General features: G+C 74.7%; 1 protein-coding gene. It reads left to right on the forward strand.

Translation table 11 applies throughout. The annotated features are described in order from the left end of the window. Positions 1 to 2457: AMP-binding protein (locus VLK66_RS18650; protein ID WP_325310975.1), on the forward strand; the 2457-nt coding region annotated here is incomplete at both ends.

Raw genomic sequence — 2457 nt, forward strand, 5'->3', positions numbered from 1 at the left:
GTGGAGCACGCGCAGCTCACCCACACCCTGCGCGCCAGCCTCGAAACGCTCGGCTTCGCCCCCGGCGACGTGGTGGCGGCGCTCGCTTCGACCTCGTTCGACATCTCGCTGCTGGAGCTGGTCACGCCGCTCCTGGCCGGGGGTGCGGTGCGGATCATCCCGCACGAGGTCGCGCGGGACCCGGAGACGCTGGTGGAGGCCGCGGCAGACGTGAGCGTGCTGCACGCCGTCCCCGCGCTGATGCGGCAGGTGGTGGAGGCCGCGCGCGGCGGGCGGACGCTGCCCTCGCTGCGGCTCCTGCTGGTGGGCGGGGACACGGTGCCGCCCGACCTGCTCGCGGAGATGCGCGAGATTTTCCCCGACGCGGGGACGGTGGTGCTGTACGGTCCCACCGAGGCGGCCATCATCTGCGCCACGTATGCCGTGCCCGCGGAGGGCGCCGTCGAGGGGCACCCGCTCGGGTCGCCGCTCCCCGGCGTCCGTCTGCGCGTGTGCGGTCCCCGCGGCGAGCTCGCACCCCTGGGCGTCCCGGGGGAGCTGTGGATCTCCGGCGGCGGCGTCGCGCGCGGCTACCTGGGCCGGCCGGAGCTGAACGCCGAGAAGTTCGTCTCTATCGAAGGCGAGCGGGCCTACCGTACGGGCGACCGCGCCCGCTGGCGCCCGGACGGCGTCCTGGAGTTCCTGGGGCGCGCCGACGAGCAGGTGAAGGTCCGCGGCTTCCGCATCGAGCCCGGCGAGGTGGAGGCCGTGCTGCGCGGCCAGCCCGGCGTCCGGGAGGCCGTGGTGCTGGCGCGGGAGGACGCGCCGGGGGACAGGCGCCTGGTCGCCTACGTCGTCCCGAGCGCGGAGGGCGTCGAGACCGCCGGCGGCGGCAAGGAGCAGGTGGCCGAGTGGGAAACGCTCTTCGACGACACCTACGCACAGGACGAAGGGGAAGAAGACCCGACCCTGCAGCTTAGGGGGTGGAACAGCAGCTACACGGGCGAGCCGATCCCGCGCGAGGAGATGCGCGCGTGGGTCGAGCACACGGCGGAGCGCGTCCTGGCGCTGCGTCCGGAGCGGGTGCTGGAGGTCGGGTGCGGGACGGGGCTGCTGCTGTTCCGCGTGGCGCCGCACACGCGGGCCTACCACGGGACCGACTTCTCGGGGGTGGCGCTGGAGCACGTGCGCCGGCATGCCGCGGGGCTCCCGCAGATCTCGCTCTCCGAGCGCGAGGCCGACCGGCTGGACGACTACGCGGGGGCGGGGCTCGACCTGGTGGTCGTCAACTCGGTCGCGCAGTACTTCCCGGACCTGGACTACCTGCTGCGCGTGCTGGAGGGCGCGGCCGCGGCGCTGCGGCCGGGCGGGCGGATCTTCGTGGGTGACGTGCGCAGCCTGCCGCTGGCGGGTGCCTTCCACGCCTCGGTGGAGCTCGCCCGCGCACCCGACGACCTCGCCGCCGGGCGCCTGCTGGACCGGGTGCGGCGCGGGATCGTGGAGGAGCAGGAGCTGCTGCTGGATCCGGCGCTGTTCGAGGCGCTCCGGGCGCGCATCCCCCGCCTCGGCCGCGTCGAAGTGCAGGTGAAGCGGGGTAAGTACGACAACGAGGTCTCACGCTTCCGCTACGACGTTGTCCTCCACCTGGACGTGGCCGCTGCCGCCGCTACGGCACCCGTCGTACGGGAGTGGGGCGGAGAGGACGCGGCCGGGCTTCGCGCGCTGGCGGTGGAGGCCAGCCGGGCGCTGCTCGTTCGTGGCGTGCCCGACGCGCGGGTCCGCGAGCACGTCCGCGCGTACGAGCTCGTATCGGCCGGCGGTGAAGCAGCCGACGCGGCGGCCGTGCGCGTGCTCTCGGCCGAGGACGCAGGCGGGATCGCCCCCGAGGCGCTGTTCGCCCTGGCCGACGAGCTGGGGCGGGGAATCGAGGTGCGCCCCGGCGCGTCCGGCACGCTGGACGTGCTCTTCCATCCGGCCGGCGGGGTCGCTCGGTTCCCCGAAGCCGTGGATGCGGAGCGGCCGTGGGAGAGCTTTGCGAACGACCCGCAGTGGGGCCGCCGCGTGCGCGCGCTCGTCCCGGCGCTTCGCGAGACCGCCCGGGCGCGTCTGCCGGAGTACATGGTGCCCAGCGCCTTCGTGGTGCTGGAGGCGCTTCCCGTCACCGCCAACGGCAAGGTGGACCGCAGCGCCCTCCCTGCGCCCGACATGCCCGGCTCGCGCGGGGAAACGTACGTGGCGCTGCGCACCCCCGCCGAGGAGCGGATGGCGGGGATCTGGGCGGAAGTGCTGGGAGTGGAACGGGTTGGCGGGGACGACAACTTCTTCGACCTGGGAGGGCACTCGCTGCTCGCGACGCAGCTCGTCTCCCGGGTGCGGGAGGTCTTCCAGACCGAACTGCCGCTGCGCGCGGTGTTCGAGGCGCCGACGCTGGCGGAGCTGGCGGGCCGCGTCGAGGCGCTCCTGGCGGAGGCGAGCGGC

This window comes from Longimicrobium sp., from assembly GCF_035474595.1.
GTDB lineage: Bacteria > Gemmatimonadota > Gemmatimonadetes > Longimicrobiales > Longimicrobiaceae > Longimicrobium.